Here is a 17,181-nt window from a genome sequence, read left to right on the forward strand (position 1 = left end):
ACGAAAGACGCCGCAGCCGAACGGGACTGACCGGAACGGCTACACGTGGAGGCTGCCTGCCACCGCTGCTTCGTGGCGCACCGAACCGGCCACCACGGTCAGCTGCACCTGTGCGGTGAGCAGGGAATCGGTGCCCGCGGTGAACGGATCCCCGTCCAGGACCACGAAATCGGCGGCCTTGCCCTCGACGAGCTGGCCGGTGAGGTCGTCCCAGCGGCACGAGTAGGCGGCGTCGCGGGTGGCGTGCGCGAGCGCGTCCGCCATCGGCAGCGCGTACTCGGGCAGGTTGGGCGCGAGCGCCGGATCGATCGCGGACTTGCGCGTCGTCGCGATGTACATGTTGGGCAGCGGGGGATGCGGTGCGGTGGGGGCGTCGGAGCCCAGCGCGAGGACGGCGCCCGCCGCCGTCATCTCGGGCCACGGGAACGCCCGCTCGACCCGATGGTCGCCCAGCATCGCCCGCCAGTTGTCCTGGATCGCCGGGTCGGCGTGCACCGGTTGCATCGAGGCGACGACGCCGAGCCGGGCGAGCCGCTGCACGTTGTCCTCCGTGATCGTCTCCAGGTGCTCCATCCGGTGCCGGCGTGGTCGAATCCCGTTGGCGGCGACGGCCTGTTCGAGGGCGTCGAGCGCGATCTCCGACGCCTGGTCGCCGATGGCGTGCATCGCCACCTGGAGTCCGGCGGCGTCGGCCGCGGCGACCACCGGTGCCAGCGAGGCGAGGTCCCAGATCGGTTCGGCGTTCGTGCCGTCCGAGTACGGCTCTTTCATGGCGGCGGTGCAGCTGTCGATGACACCGTCGATGATGACCTTGATCCCGGCCATCCGCAGCCACGGGCCCTGCAGGCGCTGCTGGTACTCCGCCGCCTCGTGCACCTGGCGGACGTTGTCCTCTTCCGAGTCGGTTCGTTCGATCAGCCAGTGTCCGGCCACTCGCAGCGGCAGCGTGCCGCCGCCCGCGGCCAGTGCGCGTTCGAGCGCCGCGACCTCGTCCGCGCCGAGCGCCATGTCGACCGCACCGGTGACGCCGTCGGCGAGATACTGCTCGAAGGCGGCCGCGAGGGCGGTGTCCCGTTCGTCGTTGCTGATCGCCTTCGCGAGGGCGGGCCACACGATCTGGGTCACCGCCGTCTCGAACAGCATGCCGGTGGCCTCACCGGTGACGGGATCGCGCTCGATGCGGCCGCCGATCGGGTCCGGGGTGTCCGCGTCGATGCCGAGTTCGCGCAGCGCGGCGGTGTTCACCCACGCCGAGTGCACGTCGTTGGAATCGAGGTAGACGGGACGGTCGGATTCGGCCGCGTCGATCATCTGACGCGTCGGCGGGTGCCCGTCGAGTGCGGAGAACAGCCAGCTGCGGCCGAGGAGCCGGGGTGCGTCCGGGTTCTCGGCGGCGAATCGGCGGATGCGGTCCTGGATGTCGGTCAGGTCGGCGGCGCTCTGCAGGTCCACCTTCTGCAGGGCCTGTCCCATCATCAGCAGGTGGGTGTGGGCGTCGATGAAGCCGGGCAGGACGAACGCCCCGCCGAGGTCGACGACGCGGGCGTCGCCGGACAGCGTGTCGGCGATCGCGGTGTCGCCGACGTACGTCAGGCGGTCGCCCCGGACGATCATCGACTCGGCCCAGGCCGGTTCGGCGGCGGTGAAGATCCGGCCGCCGCGGTAGTGGGTCGTGTCCGTGTTCATGGTGTTCTCTCTTTCCGTCAGACGACCACCGAGGTGGTGTACCGGGCAGCGGGATCCTGTCCGGGTAATGCGGAGGCCCGCTCGGTGCGCGTCGACAGGCGGGCGATCCAGACGATCGGCGCGAGCAGGGCGAGGCTGATGCCCGCCAGGACGAAACCGAACGCGACGTACCCGACGGCGCCGGTCACGAGCGTGCCGAAGAGCGGGGCGAACGCCGACCCCACCAGGTAGGTGCCGAGGAGTGGGGCGGACCAGCGGCCGGACGGGTCCAGCGCGGCGGCGATGGCCACAACGTAGATGAAGGCCGCGGCGTACACGGTGTTCCAGGCGATGATGAGCACCAGATACGTCGTCGAATCGGTGGCCAGGCAGGAGCCCAGTTTCAGGGCGGCGCCGAGTCCGAGGAGGACGGCGGTGGGAACGGTGCGGCCGAGGCGTGAACCGAGCGCCGTGAGGACGAGGGCGGCGGCGATACCGCCCGCGGTGGACAGGCTGAGGGCCAGACCCATCTGCTGTTCGGTGAGGGACGCGTGTTCGGCGCCCATGATGCCGGACACCGCCCACAGCGAGTCCTCGCCGATCGCCCAGATCGCGAAGAGGACGAGGAGGGAGAAGCCGGCGACGGCGAGTTTCTTCTCGGTGACGCCCTCGGGCAACGGGGTTCGGGTGTGTGCCGCGCTCGGCTCGTCGTCGCCGGCGGCGGCGGGGGCGGGGGCGGGGGCGGAGGGCAGCCAGGTGATCGTGAACACCGTCGCCAGCGCCAGCACCGCGACGATCCCGAAGGCATTGGTCATGTGCAGGCCGAGGATCGGGATCAGCGCGAGGATTCCGGTGACCGCGGTGCGGTTGACGAGCCCGTTGATCCCGGACACCCGGTTCGGATTGTTCAGTGCGGCCAGGGCGGCGCCGCCGACCGCGACCGCGCCGCCGGCGCCGATCCCGCCGACGATGATGGCGGCGCACGCGATCGGCGCGGAGTGGACGAGGGCGGCGACGCCGAAACCGGCGGCCATCACGACGAGGCTGACGCGGCCGAGCAGGTGGCGTGAGCGGCCTGCCGCCCACCGGGTGGTCGCGAGGCAGACGAGCGCGGTGGCCAGCAGCGAACCGGTGAGGACGGCGCCGGCGACGGTCTGGGTGACGCCGAGGTCGTCGACCATCGCGATGATCATGAGCGGGATGAGATTGGCGGTGATGTAGCCGACGACGAAGACGCTGAAGGTGGCGATGCCGCGGCCGAGGGTGAGGGGGACGCGGACGGCGGCGGTCACGTGGGATTCCTGGGGTGGGACAACGACAACTCCGGGTCTCGGGTGGCGGCCCGCGTGAGACGTGGGTCACTTAGCGAATGGGATTCGTTAAGTATGCGGAGGGTGTGCCCCGGGCGCAAGGGGGCAAACGAACTTGATTCGTTAATGTTGCGTTTCGGCGTTGTTCGAGGTCGGCGTCTGACACAATGGAGTAGTCGTCCGTGCTCAGCTGGCCAACTTGTCCAGCGCTGTCCCGATTCCGACAGGTCAGGGTGGCACGGACCCGACCGCACACTGCGCAGGAGCCGACATGACCGTTCCCGTTCGCTGGATGTTGTCCCAGCCGGACCTAACTCTCGAACTGAAGGGTGGGGCCGCCGGACTCGGCAACGAGATCACGTTCGCCCACACCACCGAACTGCAGGACCCCTTCCGGTGGCTCTCCGGCGGCGAACTGCTCCTCACCACGGGAATCCGGCTTCCGCTGACGGCCGCCGACCGGGGACGGTACCTGCGCGGACTCGGCGAGGCCGGGGTGGCGGCGGTCGGGTTCGGCACCGGCCTCTCCCACCCGGAGGTGCCCGAGGATCTGGTGATCGTCGCCGACGAGATCGGGCTGCCGCTGCTCGAGATTCCGCTGCCGACGCCGTTCGCGGCCGTGGTCAAGCGGGTCATGAACCGCCTGGCGGAGCAGGAGTACGAGGCGGTGCTGCGCGCGTCGCGGGCGCAACCGCGGATGACCCGCGCCGTCATCCAGGGTGGCACCGGCGCCACCGTCCGCGAACTCGCCGTCGCGACGTCGTCCACCGTCCTGCTCCTCGACCTGTCCGGCCGGGTGCTGGAGGCGCATCCGGCGCAGCCCGCGGAGGACGTGCTCGGGGAACTGCGGGATGTGCTGGACGCGGGCACCGGCGGGGCGTCGAGCAGCGTGTCGCTCGCGCGTTCGGGCGCGTCGATCACGGTGCAGCAGATCAGCGTCGGCAGCACCCCGCACGGCCACCTCGCCGTGATCAGTCCCACCGCGCTCAGTCACGTGGACCAGATCCTGCTCGGGCATGCGAACTCGTTGCTCGCGTTGGATTTCGAGAAGCCGGTGCGGCTCAGGACGGCGCAGAACCGGCTCAATTCGCACGCCCTCGGCCTGCTGCTCACCGAGGACCGCGACCTCGCGCCCGCGTGGTCGCAGATCCGGCACGCCGCGGACGCGGACGGCATGGTCCGCGGACTCACCGTCGTCGCCGAGACGCCCGCGCTCGCGGAACGGGCGGAGTCGGCGGTCGCAGTGGCCATGAACAAGGCCGGACGGCAACTGTTCTCCCGCAGGCACGATGCGCGGGTCACCGTTCTGCTGCGGGGAACCGACGACGTCGACTTCGCGCGGGCGATGCTGCGCAGCCTGTCCGCCCCGGAACGGAAGGCGATCCGGGCCGGGCTGAGCGGGCGGCGGGAGGTCGCCGGACTCGTGGCGGCCATCGAACAGTCCCAACTGGCCGCGTCGGCCGCCGAAGCGGGGGCGGATCCGCTGGAATTCGCGGCGCTGACCGGCAGCGCGCTGCTCGCGTTCAGTTCGACGCGGGAGGTGCTGAACTCGCTGGCGGACACGATGATCTCGCCGATCGACGACTACGACCGCACCAACGGCACCGAACTGCTCGGGTCGCTGCGGGCGTTCCTCGAGGCGAACGGGCACTGGGAGTCGGCGGCCGCGGCGATGGGCGTGCACCGGCACACCCTGCGCAGCCGCATGGCGCGGATCGAATCGCTGATCGACTGCAGGCTGGACGTGGCGCGGGTGCGCGCCGAACTGCTGCTCGCGATCATCGCCCGGCAGTCGTGACTGCCGGGCGATGACCGGACGGGACTACTGTCCGAGGCGGGCGACGATGTCCGCGGCGGTGCGCTGACCCATCCGGACGGCGCCGTCCACGTGCTGGTAGCCCTCGGCGGCGATGTCCGAGCAGGAGAAGTGGAACGGTCCGACGGGCGTCCGCGTGTCCTTGCCGTACCGGTGCAGGCCACCGAGGTCGAAGCTCGCGGCGTACGCGCCCCGGGTCCATTCCTCGGAGCCCCAGTCGGACTCGTAATACACCACCGGCTCGGCAGCCTGCGGTCCGAGGTAGCGGGCGAGCGAGCCGAGGATGGTGGCGCGGCGCTCCTCCTCGCTCAGCGCGAACATCGCGTCGGCCTTCTCGTCCGACACGAACGCGACGAGGGTGCCGCGGGTGTCCTCGTGGTTGGTGTTGTCGTACACCTCCTGCACGACCTCGGAGGCGCCGAATCCGGTGCCGGACAAGCCGTCCGCCCGCCAGAACGGGGTCTCGTACACGGCGTGCACCTTGATGACGAGTCCCAGCGACTGGTGCTGGTGCATCTGGTGCTGGCGGCGCGGCAGCGGCGGATCGTAGGAGATGCGGGAGTACAGGTTCGGCGGGACGGCGAGGATCACGCGGGAGGCCTCCACGCGAATGTCCCCGTCCGCCAGCACCACTGCGCCGTCCTCGGTCCACCGGACGGTGCGCACAGGGGCGTTCAGGAAGACGTCGTCGCCGAGGGCGGCCGCCATCCGGATCGACACCTGCTGCATACCGCCGATGACCCGCTTGTCGAGGATGAAGTCCTCGTCGACCAGGTGCGAGAACGATCCGGCGGACGCAGCCATGAGCACGGCCTGCAGCGCGGAGAACGAGTGCGCCGGCTTGGTCAGCATGCCGCCGGCGATGAACAGGCCGATGTTGTCGCGGGCCTCGGCGTCGTCGGACTGCTCGATCAGCCAGTGCTTGAACGAGATCGTGTCCAGTTCGCGCGCCAGCGGATGCGCCCAGGGCTCCTCGGCCCCGATCTGCGCGGCGAGGTCGTCGAGGATCTGGACCAGGCGATCCATCTCCTTACGGGTCGTCTCGTCGACGGGGAACGACTCACCGGTGTAGCGGGTGCGGTCGCCTGCGGCCGAGATGTACACGGATTCGCCCTCGCGGTACCGGTCGAACGTCTCCAGGCCGAGTTCGTCGAGCAGCGAGATCAGCGCAGTCTGGTCGGGGGAGACCCACTGACCGCCGATCTCCAGCATCGCGCCGTCGATGGTGTCGGTCCAGGTGCGGCCTCCGACGCGGTCGCGCGCCTCCAGGACGGCGACGGACAACCCCGCCTTACGCAGCGCCGTCGCTGCGGCCAGGCCGGACGGGCCTGCGCCGACGATGGCGACATCACGTTGGAGAGTAGGCACTTTCGAGCTCCTTTGGTTGAAGTGCTGAGGTGGATGAACGGTGGATCTGGTTCAGCAGCGGGTGAGCGCGAGCGACAGTTCGGCGTCGATGACGCAGATGCTCGCGTTGTCCACGCGGTCGAGGCTGCGCAGTTCGCCGAGCATCTGAGCCAGGCGGTCCGCGGCGGTGGCGTGTTCGGTCAGCCAGTGGGCGACGGCGTCGGAGGCGGTCGTCGCGGGCGAGGCGCCGTGCAGGACGAGCCCGATCAGGCCGTGCCAGTGCTCCTGGAGGTTGTCGACGAGGACGGCTCCCGCCATCGCCTCCCAGTACGCGGTCCCGGTCTCGCCGACGGAGAACCGCTCCGACAGCCAGTCGAGGCCCACGACGCGGCCGAATTCGCGGTACGTCTCGGCCACCTGGGTGATCGGCAGGTCCAGCGACTGCGCGGTGGTCTCCAGCGCGAAGGCCTGCGCCAGGATCCGCAGCGTGCCCAGGTCCTGGGCCGGCGCACCGGTGAGGCGGGGCAGCGCGGCCGCGAGTTCCTGGACCGGCTTCGCGAAGCGCTCGATCAGCTGCTGCGCATCCGTGCCACGGTGCCGCAGCAGCCACGACGTCGTGCGCTCGATCAGGTCCTGGATGCCGAAGTGCAGATTCAGCCGGGTCCGGTGCGACGCGCCGGGCAGCGTGAGCACCTCGTTCCACAGCCGGTCGATGTCGAACACCTGCCGCACCACCGCGTACGCGACGGTGATCTCGGGGGTACCGACGCCGAGTCGCTCCTCCAGGCGGTGGATCAGGCCCGGTCCCACCCGGTCGATCATGTCGCCCGCCACGATGACGGCCACGATCTCCCTGGCGAGCCGGTGCCCGCTGATCTGGCGGGGAACGCGTTCGCGGATGGGCGCAGGGAAGTAGTCGGCGAGCACGCCGTCGAACACCGCGAAGTCGAGGACGGGGGAGGCGAGCAGTTCGGTGACGACGAGGTTCTTCGACTGCGCGAGCAGGACGGCGATCTCCGGCCGCACCAGTCCCTGGCCCGCGCGGTGGCGCGCGGACAGTTCCGCCGCCGACGGCAGGACCTCCGCGGCCCGGCTGATGCCGGCGTCCCGTTCGAGGTTCTCGATCAGCCGCTCGTGGCGTCCGAGCAGGAACGGGGCGTGGACCTCGGCGAGGCTGATCGCGAGGGTCTGGGAGGCGGCGTCGGCGAGCACCGATTCGCCGATCTCGTCCTGAACCCGGGCGAGCAGCGTGTTCCGTTCCGCCGCGGGGAGTTCGCCGGCCGCGACGGCGGCGTCCAGCGCGACCTTCAGGTTCACCTCCCGATCCGAGGTGGCGACGCCGGTCGCGTTGTCGATGAAGTCGGCGTTGATCCGGCCGCCGTTCAGCGCGTACTCGATCCGGGCGCGCTGGGTGAGACCGAGGTTGCCGCCCTCGCCGATCACCGCGGCGCGCACGTCGCTCGCCTCCACCCGGACGGCGTCGTTGGCCGGGTCGGCGGCGTCCGCGTGCCCCTCGGCAGACGCCTTGACGTACGTGCCGATTCCGCCGTTCCACAACAGGTCGACGTCCGCGGTGAGCAGCGCCTTCACCACCTCGTGCGGGGGGAGTTCGGTGGCGGTCACGCCGAGACGTTCACGCACCTGCGGCGACAGCGGGATCTTCTTCGCCGTCCGCGGCCACACACCGCCACCCGCCGAGACGAGGCTGCGGTCGTAGTCGTCCCAGCTGCTGCCGGGCACCGACGCGAGGCGCTCGCGTTCGCGGTAGGACGCCTCGGAATCCGGTTCGGGATCGAGGAAGACGTGTCGGTGGTCGAACGCGCCGACCAGCCGGATGGCGCGGCTGAGCAGCATGCCGTTGCCGAACACGTCGCCGGACATGTCGCCGATGCCGACCACGGTGAACGCGTCCGTGTCGACGTTCTTGCCCATCTCCGCGAAATGCCTTCGGACGGACACCCATCCGCCGCGCGCCGTGATGCCCATCGCCTTGTGGTCGTAGCCGGCGGACCCGCCGGACGCGAACGCGTCACCGAGCCAGAAGCCGCGTCGCGTCGCGATGCTGTTGGCCAGATCGGAGAACCGGGCCGTGCCCTTGTCGGCCGCCACCACCAGATACGGGTCGGACTCGTCGTAGATCACGGTGTCCCGGGGATGGATCACCTCGCCGTCGACGATGTCGTCGGTGACGTCGAGCAGTCCGTCGATGAAACTCGTGTACGCCGCGCGGACCGCGTCCGGCGTCGTCTCGGTGCGCACCACGAACGCGCCCTTCGCGCCCATCGGGACGATCAGCGAGTTCTTCACGTGCTGCGTCTTCATCAGACCCAGGACCTCGGTGCGGAAGTCGTCCTTGCGGTCCGACCAGCGCAGTCCGCCGCGGGACACCGGGCCGCTGCGGACGTGGCTGCCCTCGACGATCGGCGAGTGCACGAAGATCTCACGGTACGGCGTCACGGCCGCGGACAGCGACAACAGCGACGGGTCGATCTTGAATGCCGCGGGGGCGGCGCTGATCGTGCGGTCGTGGCGGAACCAGTTGGTGCGCAACACCGCCGAGGTGAACGACAGCAGTCCGCGGAGCAGCCGGTCCTCGTCCATCGTCGCGGTGCGGTCGATCGCGGCGAGCAGCACCCGCTCGGCGGCCGCCGCGGCGTTCTCGCGATCGGAGCCGGCGACGGCGGGATCGAATCGGGCAGTGAACAGGTCGCGGAATCCGCGCACGAAATCTGTGTGCCGCAACAGGATCGCGACGATGTTGGGTTCCGACAGCCCCAGCCCCACCTGCCGGAGGTACCGGCACGCCGCCCGGATCAGGACGGCGTCCGTCCACGTCAGGGTCGCGGCGGCGACGAGACGGGTGAAACCGTCGACCTCCAGATGTCCGGCGGCCGCGGCCTCGAACGCGTCGGAGAGCAGTCCGGGAGTTGCGGCGTCCCAGGCGAAGTCGCCGGTGCTGAAATCGAACCGGTGGACCAGCGGGCTGCCGGGCTCGCCGTCGGGCAGCTGTTCGTGGGACGCGACCTGCAACCCGAGGTCGGCGAACAACGCGACCAGTTCCGCGAGCAGCGGGGTGCCCTGCGGCCACACCATGACGGCGGCCGGTTCGGGCTGTGCGTCCGCGGAGTCGACGAAACGCAGCCGCGGGGTGGTACCTCCGGACGCCAGGACCGCGCTCGACACGGCGGCCTCGTCCCGGCGTGGACCGGGAGTGTCGGTCGTGCTCGGAATGACACCGGTATAGCTCATCGTGTGGCTCCTGACCCCTGATCTGACAAACGCGTGACTGGGAACCAGTGTGTCGAGGAGAGACGCACGCCACATCCGACGAAGTGGAGCGTCGTGTGTCGGTGGACGCGACGTTTCGGCACCCGTGAGTACTTGTTAACCGCCGGCGGTTAAGAAGTACTCACAGCTCGCCAGGTCGAGACGGCCGCGGTGCCGAGCAGACCGCCGGTGATCACGAAGATCGACGACGTGCCCGCGACCCCTGCCGCGGCGCCCGCGGCCAGCGGGATCAGGACCTGTCCGAGTCGGTTGCCGGTCAGCCGCAACGACAACGCGGCGGCCCGGTTGGCGGCGGTGACGAGCCCGGCCACCCACGTCATGGTCAGCGGCTGGCCGATGCCCCAGAAGAATCCGGCGACGATGAGCAGCAGCGCCATCCCAGCGGGGTGGGGGACGAACGGCAGCAGGGCGGTGGGCAGTGCCGAGCACAGCGTGGCGGAGACCAGCAGCCTCGACCGCGGCACCCGGGTCAGCAGCCACGGCAGGAACGCGCGCGACACGATCGACGCCGCGGTGCGCGCGGTCAGCAGCAACGTCACCAGGAGCACGCTGAAACCGAACTCGTGCCCGAGGACGGGGAGGTACGCGACGACGACGTCGACCGACGCCAGCACGATCAGGCTGCTGAACACGGCCGGTCGCATCCCGGTCGTCGAGATCATGCTGACCACGGACTGCCGGTCGCCGGGCGTCGGTGGCCCCGCCGGCTGCGGGCGTTCACGAATCGGCCAGGCGAACGGGACCGCGGCCAGTGCCACCGCGCCCATCACCGTCAGGGCCAGAGTCGTCTCGACGCCCCCGCCGTCCGAGCTTCCCGCCGCGATCACGCCGACCAGCGGAACCCCCACGGCCTGGCCGACCGACACGCCGAGCGTCAATCCGGCGAAACCGCGGTCCAGTTCACCAGGCGGGGAGAGGAGCGTGATGAACCCCTGCCCGGCGACGGTCACGAGGATCTGCCCGAAACCGAGGATCACGTTCCCGAGTCCGAGGACGATCAGGTCGCCGCTGACGGCGATCACCAGGACGCCGAGGGCGGTCAGCAGCACCCCGGCCCGCAGGACCGCGGCCGCATGCCGGCGGTCGACGGCGCGTCCGATCCGGACGGCCACGAGCAGTGGCGCCAGCGAGAACAGCGCGGTGACGACGCCGATCGTGACGGCGTCGCCGCCGAGAGCGAGGACGCGGTAGGAGACGAGAACGCGGACGGCGTGATAGACGGCCTGGAGGAGAGCAGTGGCAACGCAGACGTTGAGGAACCAGTGCTTCACCAGGTCATCCGTTGATCACCTGACGATTGCCGAGCGGGGTCTGCAACTGGACCTCGAGGGTGCCGAACACGGCGACGAGGATGCACATCTTGTCGGCCGCCTCCGGGAGGGTGCCGGTGCGCAGCGAGATCGTCACGGTGGTGTCGGTCTCCGTGACTGCCGCGTCGGCGCCGTAACACTCCGGGGTTCCGGTGACGAAGTGGATCGCCACCTTGTTGCCGTCCGCGCGGGACCACGACTCGAACGGGGTCGGGTTCGCCCGGACGATGTCGGGCCGCGGTTCGAAGACGGTGCCGAAGTCCTCGCCGGGCACTTCGGAGGGAATGGGCATCCCCGACGACGGATTGGTCGGGCTGGGATCCACTGCGGACGCGATTTCCGGGGGAATCGTCGGTTCGTCGGTGCTCGAACCGGACCCGCATCCGGCGACGGCGAGGCAGGCCAGCACTGCGAGGGCGATTACGCGCATAAGCCACGGTAACCTCATCCCGCGAGCAGGCCGGAGACCAGCGCAATCCCCGGAATCGCGGCCAGAGTCGTGACGAATGCGGTGTCCCGGGCCATCACCGTTCCGACCCCGTACCGGCTGGCGTAGACGAAGACGTTCTGCGCCGTCGGGAGTGTCGCCACCACCACGATGGCGAATAGTTCGTGGCCGGTAAGCCCGAGCAGATAGCGCGCCATGAGGTAGGCGAGCACGGGTTGCACGACGATCTTGAGCACCGATGCCAGCGCGACGTCGCGACGCGGACTCGTCCCCTTCTCGAGCACCCGCACCCCGTACAGGGAGATGCCGAACGCGAGCAGCGCACCCGGTACGGACGCGCCACCGATGAGCCGGAACGGCTGCATCAGCGCCTCGGGCGGGGTCCAGCCGAGGATCGCGATCAGCAGTCCCGCCGCGCCCGCCACGACGATCGGGTTCGTGAACGGCGCGGTGACCGTCTCGAGTCGCGAGGCGCCGCGCCGGAGGGTGGTGACGTCCAGGATGGTCAGGGCGATCGGGGAGTACGCGATGATCTGGAACAGCAGCAGCGGCGCCACGAACGAGGCGTCCCCCAGCACGAAGACCGCGATGGGAATGCCCAGATTCGCGGAGTTCACATACGAGGACGACAGCGCACCGATCGTCAGTTCCGGAAGGGACCTGTGTAGCCACAGCTTCGCCACGACCATGTACAGTGCGCCGACCGTCAATGCCGTGGCAGCCGCGACGGCCAGTGTGGGCGAGAAGATCACCGAGAGGTCGGACGATGCGAGCGATTCGAACAGCAGCGCCGGTGTGGCGACGAAGAACACCAGCCTGCCCAGGACGGATTCGCCCTCGGCGCCCAGCGTCCCGCGCCGGCCGAGAATGTAGCCGATCGCGATGATCACGAATATGACGGTGAATCCCGCAACCACTCCCGACACGCTGCGGGGCACCTCCTCGACAGGGATGCCTCTGTCGGCAAACCTTCCGAAGTCTAGTGCGAGGCGTTCGGGTGGGTGACAATGGCGTCCGGTCGGGGACATCGTCTGTGTGCGCGTTCCGTCGCGCGCGAGGAGTCGCAATGCTGCGTCGAACGACCGTTCTCTGCGCGCTGTTCTGTGCGTGGACCCTCGCCTGGGGTGCCGCTCCCATAGCGTCGGCGCTGGCACCGCCGTCGAGCGGGGATCCGGCTCTGATCGCGCTCGCCGGACAGGTCCTCGGGCGCAGCTACCGGGAGAACGCGAGCGTCGCGTACATCGACGCCTCCGGCACCCGGTACGCGAACTTCGGGGCCACCGAGGACACCGACTTCGAGATCGGTTCCGTCACCAAGACGTTCACCGCCGAACTGTTCGTCGACGCCGTCGCCCGGGGTGAGGTGCGCGAGGACACGAAGGTCGCGGACGTGCTGCCGCTGCAGGGTGCGCCGGTCGGCGACGTGACGCTCCTCGAGTTGGCGTCGCACACGTCCGGTCTGGCGCAGTTCCCGATGAGCACCGACACCGTGGTCGCCGTCGGGCACTGGGTGGTCGCGTCCAACCCGTTCACCTACGACCGGGACACGCTGCTGGAGCAACTGCGGTCGGCGCCGCTCACGACCCGCGGCAGCTACTCCTACTCGACCGTCGGTTTCGCGCTGCTCGGCCAGGCACTGGCCGCGGCCGCGCACACCGACTACCCGTCGCTGCTGCGCGAGCGCATGCTCGTCCCGCTCGGACTGTCGCAGTCGTGGATGCCGCTCACCGCTGCCGACCTACCGGCGGACGTCACCCGCGGATTCGACGTCCTGCACCGGTCGCAGGATCCGTGGCCGCTGGATGCGTACGCCCCGGCCGGTGGATTGCGGTCCACGGCGAACGACATGGCGACGTATGTCCGGGCGCTGCTCGACGGTACGGTCCCGGGTGGCACCGCCATGGACCCGCGGTGGGTCGGCGACAGCTACCGGGCGCTGACGTGGTCGATCGTCCCGTTCGAGGGCCGGGACTACACACTGCACGGCGGCGCGACGGGTGGTTTCCAGTGCACCGTCGTGCTCGACCGGGCGAACGGCCGCGGGCTCGTCGTTCTCACCGACACGATCGGCGGACTCGAGCAGCAGGGTCTGGAGATTCTCGCGCACACCCCCATGTGAGTGCGAACGCGTCCCCCGGCACACTTTGCCACTCACCTGCCCGGCGTCCCCCCAGGTGAGTGGCACAGTGTCCTCGGGCACGAATCGCCACTCACCTGGGTACCCCCACTGGGTATGTCCGGTTACAGTGGGGCTGTGGAGACGGCAGCAGGGCGGAGGCGCACAGTCGCGGCGCGTGCCGCACTACTGATCGCCGTCGCCGCCGGCGTGCTCCTCATGCACAGCCTGATCGCGCCGACCGCGATCGCCGCGGTGCACGAACAGCCCTCGGCCACCGCGACCCACGACGAGGACCCCCACGGATGCGGCGGGGACGGTTGCGAGCAGCCGCATCTCACCGGCCACCAGTGTGCCGGTGTGATCGTGGTGATCGCCGCGCTGACGTCGGCGATGCTGCTGTGGTGGCGGTCCGCGGATCCCGCGGCGCGACGGTCGCGGGTGAGCGCCGACGGTGGGCAGTCGGGGCGTGGCCCGCCGCCGTGGACGGTGTTGTCGTTGGCGGAACTTTCGATTCTGCGGGTGTGACAGGGGGCCCGGGGCGTGTGCCCCGGCGGATCCGACTGTCATCTTCCGAATTGATCCCGAGGAGTTCCTCATGCGTACCACCAGCACAGCCCTGATCTCCGCCGCGGCGGCGGCCGCTCTCGTCCTGACCGGGTGTAGCAGCACCGACTCGGCCTCGACGCCCGGTGCCACGACGTCCGCGGCCCCATCGCAGGCGCCGTTCAACGACGCCGACATCGCGTTCGTGAACGGCATGTACCCACACCACGCGCAGGCGGTGAAGATGGCCGACATGGTCGCCGGTCGCACCGACAATACGGACGTGGTCGCTCTCGCCGCCGCGATAAAGGCGGCGCAGCAACCGGAGATGGACCGGATGACCGCCTGGCTCCAGCAGTGGGGACAACCGGTTCCGTCGTCCGACATGCCCGGCATGGACCACGGCAGCATGGACCACGGCGACGGCATGATGTCGGCCGATCGGATGGCCGCCCTGGCGGCATTGTCGGGCACCGAATTCGACCGGCAATGGCTGACGATGATGATCGAGCACCACGAGGGCGCGATCGACATGGCGAACACCGAACTCGCCGACGGTGAGAACCCGGACGCGAAGCGGATGGCCACCGACATCGTGACCGCCCAGCAGCGGGAGATCGCCGACATGCGGGCCGCGCTCGGCTGACCGGAATGACGAAAGGCCCCGTAATCCGAGGATTACGGGGCCTTTTCGGTGCCTTGCGAGTTACCGGCTCGTGAAGGGCAGCAGAGCCATCTCGCGAGCGTTCTTGACGGCGACGGCAACCTGACGCTGCTGCTGCGGGGTCAGGCCCGTGACGCGGCGGCTACGGATCTTGCCGCGGTCCGAGATGAACGTGCGGAGGAGGTTAATGTCCTTGTAATCGACGTACTCGATCTTGGCCGCGAACAACGGGTTCTTCTTGGGCTTGCGGCCCTCGACGGGACGCGGCTTCTTCGACGGTGCTCTCTTGACTGCCATCTTCTTCCTTTACCAGCTCGACTTGTGGACGCCTGGCAGCTCCCCGCGGTGCGCCATCTCGCGAACACGCACGCGAGAGAGCCCGAACTTCCTCAGGTGGCCGCGCGGACGTCCATCCGCAGCGTCTCGATTGCGCAATCGTACCGGACTCGCGTCGCGGGGCAGACGCTGCAGTGCCGCCCGGGCCTCCGCGCGCTCGTCTTCGCTGCTCGACGGACGGCGGATGGTCTCCTTCAGCTCCGCGCGGCGCTCGGCCCAGCGTGCCACGACGATCTTTCGTTGCTCGTTCTTCGCGATCTTCGACTTCTTTGCCATGTGCGGTGTCTTCTACTTCTCTTCTCGGAAATCGACGTGCTTCCGCACGACCGGGTCGTACTTTTTCATCACCAGACGGTCCGGGTCGTTGCGGCGGTTCTTGCGGGTGACGTACGTGTAGCCGGTGCCCGCCGTCGATTTGAGTTTGACGATCGGGCGGATCTCGTTGCGGGCGGCCATCAGACCTTCTCCCCGCGGGCGCGGATCCGGGCGACGACGGCTTCGATGCCGTCCCGGTCGACGGTCTTGATGCCTTTCGCGGACAGCGTGAGGGTGATCCGCCTCCCCTCGCTGGGCAGGAGATACGTCTTCTTCTGGATGTTCGGATCCCAGCGCCGGTTGGTGCGCTTGTGGGAGTGCGACACGGACTTGCCGAATCCTGGCTGGCGTCCGGTCACCTGGCAGTGCGCCGACATGGGCGTTCCTCTCTGCCTCTCGCGACCACTCGACGAGAGGGTGATGACAATCATTTTCGACAACGGCGAGTTTCCAATGTAGCGTTCCGTCAACGTAATGACAATCGTTATCGAAAGGGTGCTCGTGAACGAGATACTCGACGGCCGGACGCCGCTGATCCTGGTATCCGGCTCGAACGGCCCCACCGAGGACGCGGCTCGCTCGCTGCTCCGCGACGGCACCGTCGTCGTGCATCACGACCTCGACCTCGTGCACGAGGGCGTCGTGCGCCGCACCGTCACCACGCTGGAATCGGGTGCGCCGCGCGAGCGTCTCCGCATCCTCGAACTGGCACACGGCTGCATCTCCTGCACGCTGCGCGAGGACCTCCTCCCGCTCATCCGCCGCCTGCACACCCGCAGTTCGGTGCAGCGCATCGTGCTGCACCTCGATCGCAGGCTCGAACCCGAGGCCGTCTGCTGGGCTGTCGAGCACGTGTCGGTGTGCGGTGTGGTGGGGCAGATCGACGGTCCTGCGTCGCGGGACGTGCGCGTCGACGGCGTCGTCACCTGCCTCGACGCGGGATCGTGGCTGGCCGACGCCACCGGCGACGAAGCGCTGGACGACGACCGCACCGTGGCGCAGATCGCGGTCGGGCAGGTGGACTTCGCCGACGCCCTCGTGGTGGCGGGCAGCGCGGGCGACGGCTGGCAGCAGGCCCGGCTCCACGCCGTCCTGGCCCGGCTCGCACCGGGCGCACCGATCAGGTGGGGCGGGGACGCCGTCGACGTCGAGCGACTGCTCCTCGACATCCCGGCCGGCGCGCGCCGCGGTGAGCCGTCCCACGCCCACTCACCCCTGCTGCGCGGGCAGCCGCCGCTGTCCCACGACTGCGGTGTGATGCTCGTCGAGTTCACCGCCACCCGGCCGTTCCATCCGGAGCGGCTGCACGAGGCCGTCGACGTGCTCCTCGACGGCGTCGTCACCTCACGCGGACGCGTGTGGGTCGCGACGCAGCCGGACGAGGCGCTGTGGCTCGAGTCGGCCGGTGGGGGACTGCGGGTGGCGAGCGCCGACCGCTGGCTCGCGGCCATGACTCCGGAGGAACAGGAGGAGGTCGGGGTCGCGCGTCGTGCGATGGCCGCGCTGTGCTGGGACGAACGCTTCGGCGACCGGCACACGTCGATGGTGGTGCTGGTGCACGCCGCCGACCCCACCGAGATCGACCGCACGCTGCAGTGGGCGCTCGTCACCGACGACGAACTCGCCGACGAAGACGCCTGGCGGTCGTGGCCCGACCCGTTCGGGCAGTTCCACGAAGACCCCTGCGAGAGCAGCGAATCACCCTACGCAGAACCCGAATCGAGAGAGGGACACGAATGAAACCAGGAATCCATCCCGACTACCACCCCGTGGTGTTTCAGGACGCGAGCACCGGAACCACGTTCCTCACGCGGTCGACGCTGACCAGCGATCGCACCGCCGTGTGGGAGGACGGCAACACCTATCCGCTGGTGGTCGTGGACGTGACCAGTGAGTCGCACCCGTTCTGGACCGGTGCGCAGCGCGTGATGGACACCGCGGGCCGCGTCGAGAAGTTCGAGCGCCGGTACGGAGTACGCAGGCGCCCGTGAGTACTTGTTAACCGCGGGCGGTTAACAAG

Annotated in this window: 17 protein-coding genes; 6 read left to right on the forward strand and 11 right to left on the reverse strand. The window is 69.5% G+C overall.

Annotation, left to right across the window (positions count from 1 at the left end):
- Positions 1 to 39: 39 nt before the first annotated feature.
- Both ACFTZB_RS28820 and ACFTZB_RS28825 read right to left on the reverse strand, forming a co-directional pair.
- A complete protein-coding gene (locus tag ACFTZB_RS28820) occupies positions 40 to 1,686 on the reverse strand; it encodes an amidohydrolase (RefSeq protein WP_378436506.1) in 1,647 nt (548 codons plus the stop codon).
- Positions 1,687 to 1,703: 17 nt separating this feature from the next.
- Positions 1,704 to 2,957 (reverse strand): MFS transporter, encoded by a 1,254-nt coding sequence (locus ACFTZB_RS28825; RefSeq protein WP_378436508.1) that lies wholly within the window; start codon positions 2,955 to 2,957, stop codon positions 1,704 to 1,706.
- Positions 2,958 to 3,246: 289 nt separating this feature from the next.
- Here ACFTZB_RS28825 and ACFTZB_RS28830 point away from each other — a divergent pair, with 289 nt between their 5' ends.
- Positions 3,247 to 4,773 carry a PucR family transcriptional regulator gene (locus ACFTZB_RS28830; RefSeq protein ID WP_378436511.1) on the forward strand — a complete coding sequence of 509 codons (1,527 nt, stop codon included), beginning with the start codon at positions 3,247 to 3,249 and terminating at the stop codon, positions 4,771 to 4,773.
- 24 nt (positions 4,774 to 4,797) lie between these two features.
- Here ACFTZB_RS28830 and ACFTZB_RS28835 read toward each other — a convergent pair whose 3' ends face one another.
- The 5 genes from ACFTZB_RS28835 to ACFTZB_RS28855 all read right to left on the reverse strand — a co-directional run bounded on the left by ACFTZB_RS28835 (position 4,798) and on the right by ACFTZB_RS28855 (position 12,110).
- A complete protein-coding gene (locus ACFTZB_RS28835) occupies positions 4,798 to 6,159 on the reverse strand; it encodes a flavin monoamine oxidase family protein (protein ID WP_378436513.1) in 1,362 nt (453 codons plus the stop codon).
- A gap of 51 nt (positions 6,160 to 6,210) precedes the next feature.
- Positions 6,211 to 9,387 (reverse strand): NAD-glutamate dehydrogenase domain-containing protein, encoded by a 3,177-nt coding sequence (locus ACFTZB_RS28840; RefSeq protein WP_378436515.1) that lies wholly within the window; start codon positions 9,385 to 9,387, stop codon positions 6,211 to 6,213.
- 149 nt (positions 9,388 to 9,536) lie between these two features.
- Positions 9,537 to 10,700 (reverse strand): MFS transporter, encoded by a 1,164-nt coding sequence (locus ACFTZB_RS28845; protein ID WP_378436534.1) that lies wholly within the window; start codon positions 10,698 to 10,700, stop codon positions 9,537 to 9,539.
- A 1-nt stretch (position 10,701) separates the two neighbouring features.
- Positions 10,702 to 11,166 carry a hypothetical protein gene (locus ACFTZB_RS28850; RefSeq protein ID WP_378436518.1) on the reverse strand — a complete coding sequence of 155 codons (465 nt, stop codon included), beginning with the start codon at positions 11,164 to 11,166 and terminating at the stop codon, positions 10,702 to 10,704.
- A gap of 14 nt (positions 11,167 to 11,180) precedes the next feature.
- A complete protein-coding gene (locus tag ACFTZB_RS28855; RefSeq protein ID WP_378436520.1) occupies positions 11,181 to 12,110 on the reverse strand; it encodes an AEC family transporter in 930 nt (309 codons plus the stop codon).
- Positions 12,111 to 12,250: 140 nt separating this feature from the next.
- Between ACFTZB_RS28855 and ACFTZB_RS28860 the strand changes: the two genes are divergently transcribed.
- The 3 genes from ACFTZB_RS28860 to ACFTZB_RS28870 all read left to right on the forward strand — a co-directional run bounded on the left by ACFTZB_RS28860 (position 12,251) and on the right by ACFTZB_RS28870 (position 14,492).
- A complete protein-coding gene (locus tag ACFTZB_RS28860; RefSeq protein ID WP_378436522.1) occupies positions 12,251 to 13,303 on the forward strand; it encodes a serine hydrolase domain-containing protein in 1,053 nt (350 codons plus the stop codon).
- Between the two features lie 135 nt (positions 13,304 to 13,438).
- The gene (locus ACFTZB_RS28865) at positions 13,439 to 13,828 is read left to right on the forward strand and encodes a DUF6153 family protein (RefSeq protein ID WP_378436524.1); all 390 of its coding nucleotides are present in this window, start codon (positions 13,439 to 13,441) and stop codon (positions 13,826 to 13,828) included.
- Positions 13,829 to 13,898: 70 nt separating this feature from the next.
- Positions 13,899 to 14,492: a DUF305 domain-containing protein gene (locus tag ACFTZB_RS28870; protein ID WP_378436526.1), complete on the forward strand. Its 594-nt coding sequence runs from the start codon at positions 13,899 to 13,901 to the stop codon at positions 14,490 to 14,492.
- 60 nt (positions 14,493 to 14,552) lie between these two features.
- On the opposite strand, the gene rpsR is transcribed toward ACFTZB_RS28870, so the two are convergent.
- The 4 genes from rpsR to rpmB are packed head-to-tail and all read right to left on the reverse strand — an operon-like array spanning position 14,553 to position 15,538.
- Positions 14,553 to 14,807 (reverse strand): 30S ribosomal protein S18, encoded by a 255-nt coding sequence (gene rpsR / locus ACFTZB_RS28875; RefSeq protein WP_005238639.1) that lies wholly within the window; start codon positions 14,805 to 14,807, stop codon positions 14,553 to 14,555.
- A 9-nt stretch (positions 14,808 to 14,816) separates the two neighbouring features.
- Complete coding sequence (rpsN, locus tag ACFTZB_RS28880; RefSeq protein ID WP_005259913.1) at positions 14,817 to 15,122, reverse strand: 30S ribosomal protein S14; 306 nt, start codon at positions 15,120 to 15,122, stop codon at positions 14,817 to 14,819.
- Positions 15,123 to 15,134: 12 nt separating this feature from the next.
- A complete protein-coding gene (gene rpmG, locus ACFTZB_RS28885; RefSeq protein WP_005238642.1) occupies positions 15,135 to 15,302 on the reverse strand; it encodes a 50S ribosomal protein L33 in 168 nt (55 codons plus the stop codon).
- Positions 15,302 to 15,538: a 50S ribosomal protein L28 gene (gene rpmB, locus ACFTZB_RS28890; protein WP_124389227.1), complete on the reverse strand. Its 237-nt coding sequence runs from the start codon at positions 15,536 to 15,538 to the stop codon at positions 15,302 to 15,304. The genes rpmG and rpmB overlap by 1 nt, the downstream gene beginning before the upstream one ends.
- A gap of 97 nt (positions 15,539 to 15,635) precedes the next feature.
- Here rpmB and mrf point away from each other — a divergent pair, with 97 nt between their 5' ends.
- On the forward strand, positions 15,636 to 16,901 hold the full coding sequence (gene mrf / locus ACFTZB_RS28895) for a ribosome hibernation factor-recruiting GTPase MRF (protein ID WP_378436530.1): 1,266 nt from the start codon (positions 15,636 to 15,638) through the stop codon (positions 16,899 to 16,901).
- Positions 16,898 to 17,152 (forward strand): type B 50S ribosomal protein L31, encoded by a 255-nt coding sequence (locus ACFTZB_RS28900; protein WP_378436532.1) that lies wholly within the window; start codon positions 16,898 to 16,900, stop codon positions 17,150 to 17,152. Before mrf ends, ACFTZB_RS28900 begins: the two co-directional genes overlap by 4 nt.
- Positions 17,153 to 17,181 lie beyond the last annotated feature (29 nt).

The organism is Rhodococcus sp. NPDC057014 (assembly GCF_042673295.1).
In the GTDB taxonomy this organism is placed as follows: Bacteria; Actinomycetota; Actinomycetes; order Mycobacteriales; family Mycobacteriaceae; genus Rhodococcus_F.

Bases quoted from the DNA above. Each gene is read 5' to 3' on its own strand.
- ACFTZB_RS28820 (WP_378436506.1), bottom strand. From the start codon at position 1,686: ATGAACACGGACACGACCCACTACCGCGGCGGCCGGATCTTCACCGCC.
- ACFTZB_RS28830 (WP_378436511.1), top strand. From the start codon at position 3,247: ATGACCGTTCCCGTTCGCTGGATGTTGTCCCAGCCGGACCTAACTCTC.
- ACFTZB_RS28840 (WP_378436515.1), bottom strand. From the start codon at position 9,387: ATGAGCTATACCGGTGTCATTCCGAGCACGACCGACACTCCCGGTCCA.
- ACFTZB_RS28850 (WP_378436518.1), bottom strand. From the start codon at position 11,166: ATGCGCGTAATCGCCCTCGCAGTGCTGGCCTGCCTCGCCGTCGCCGGA.
- ACFTZB_RS28860 (WP_378436522.1), top strand. From the start codon at position 12,251: ATGCTGCGTCGAACGACCGTTCTCTGCGCGCTGTTCTGTGCGTGGACC.
- ACFTZB_RS28870 (WP_378436526.1), top strand. From the start codon at position 13,899: ATGCGTACCACCAGCACAGCCCTGATCTCCGCCGCGGCGGCGGCCGCT.
- rpsR (WP_005238639.1), bottom strand. From the start codon at position 14,807: ATGGCAGTCAAGAGAGCACCGTCGAAGAAGCCGCGTCCCGTCGAGGGC.
- rpsN (WP_005259913.1), bottom strand. From the start codon at position 15,122: ATGGCAAAGAAGTCGAAGATCGCGAAGAACGAGCAACGAAAGATCGTC.
- rpmG (WP_005238642.1), bottom strand. From the start codon at position 15,302: ATGGCCGCCCGCAACGAGATCCGCCCGATCGTCAAACTCAAATCGACG.
- rpmB (WP_124389227.1), bottom strand. From the start codon at position 15,538: ATGTCGGCGCACTGCCAGGTGACCGGACGCCAGCCAGGATTCGGCAAG.
- mrf (WP_378436530.1), top strand. From the start codon at position 15,636: ATGACAATCGTTATCGAAAGGGTGCTCGTGAACGAGATACTCGACGGC.
- ACFTZB_RS28900 (WP_378436532.1), top strand. From the start codon at position 16,898: ATGAAACCAGGAATCCATCCCGACTACCACCCCGTGGTGTTTCAGGAC.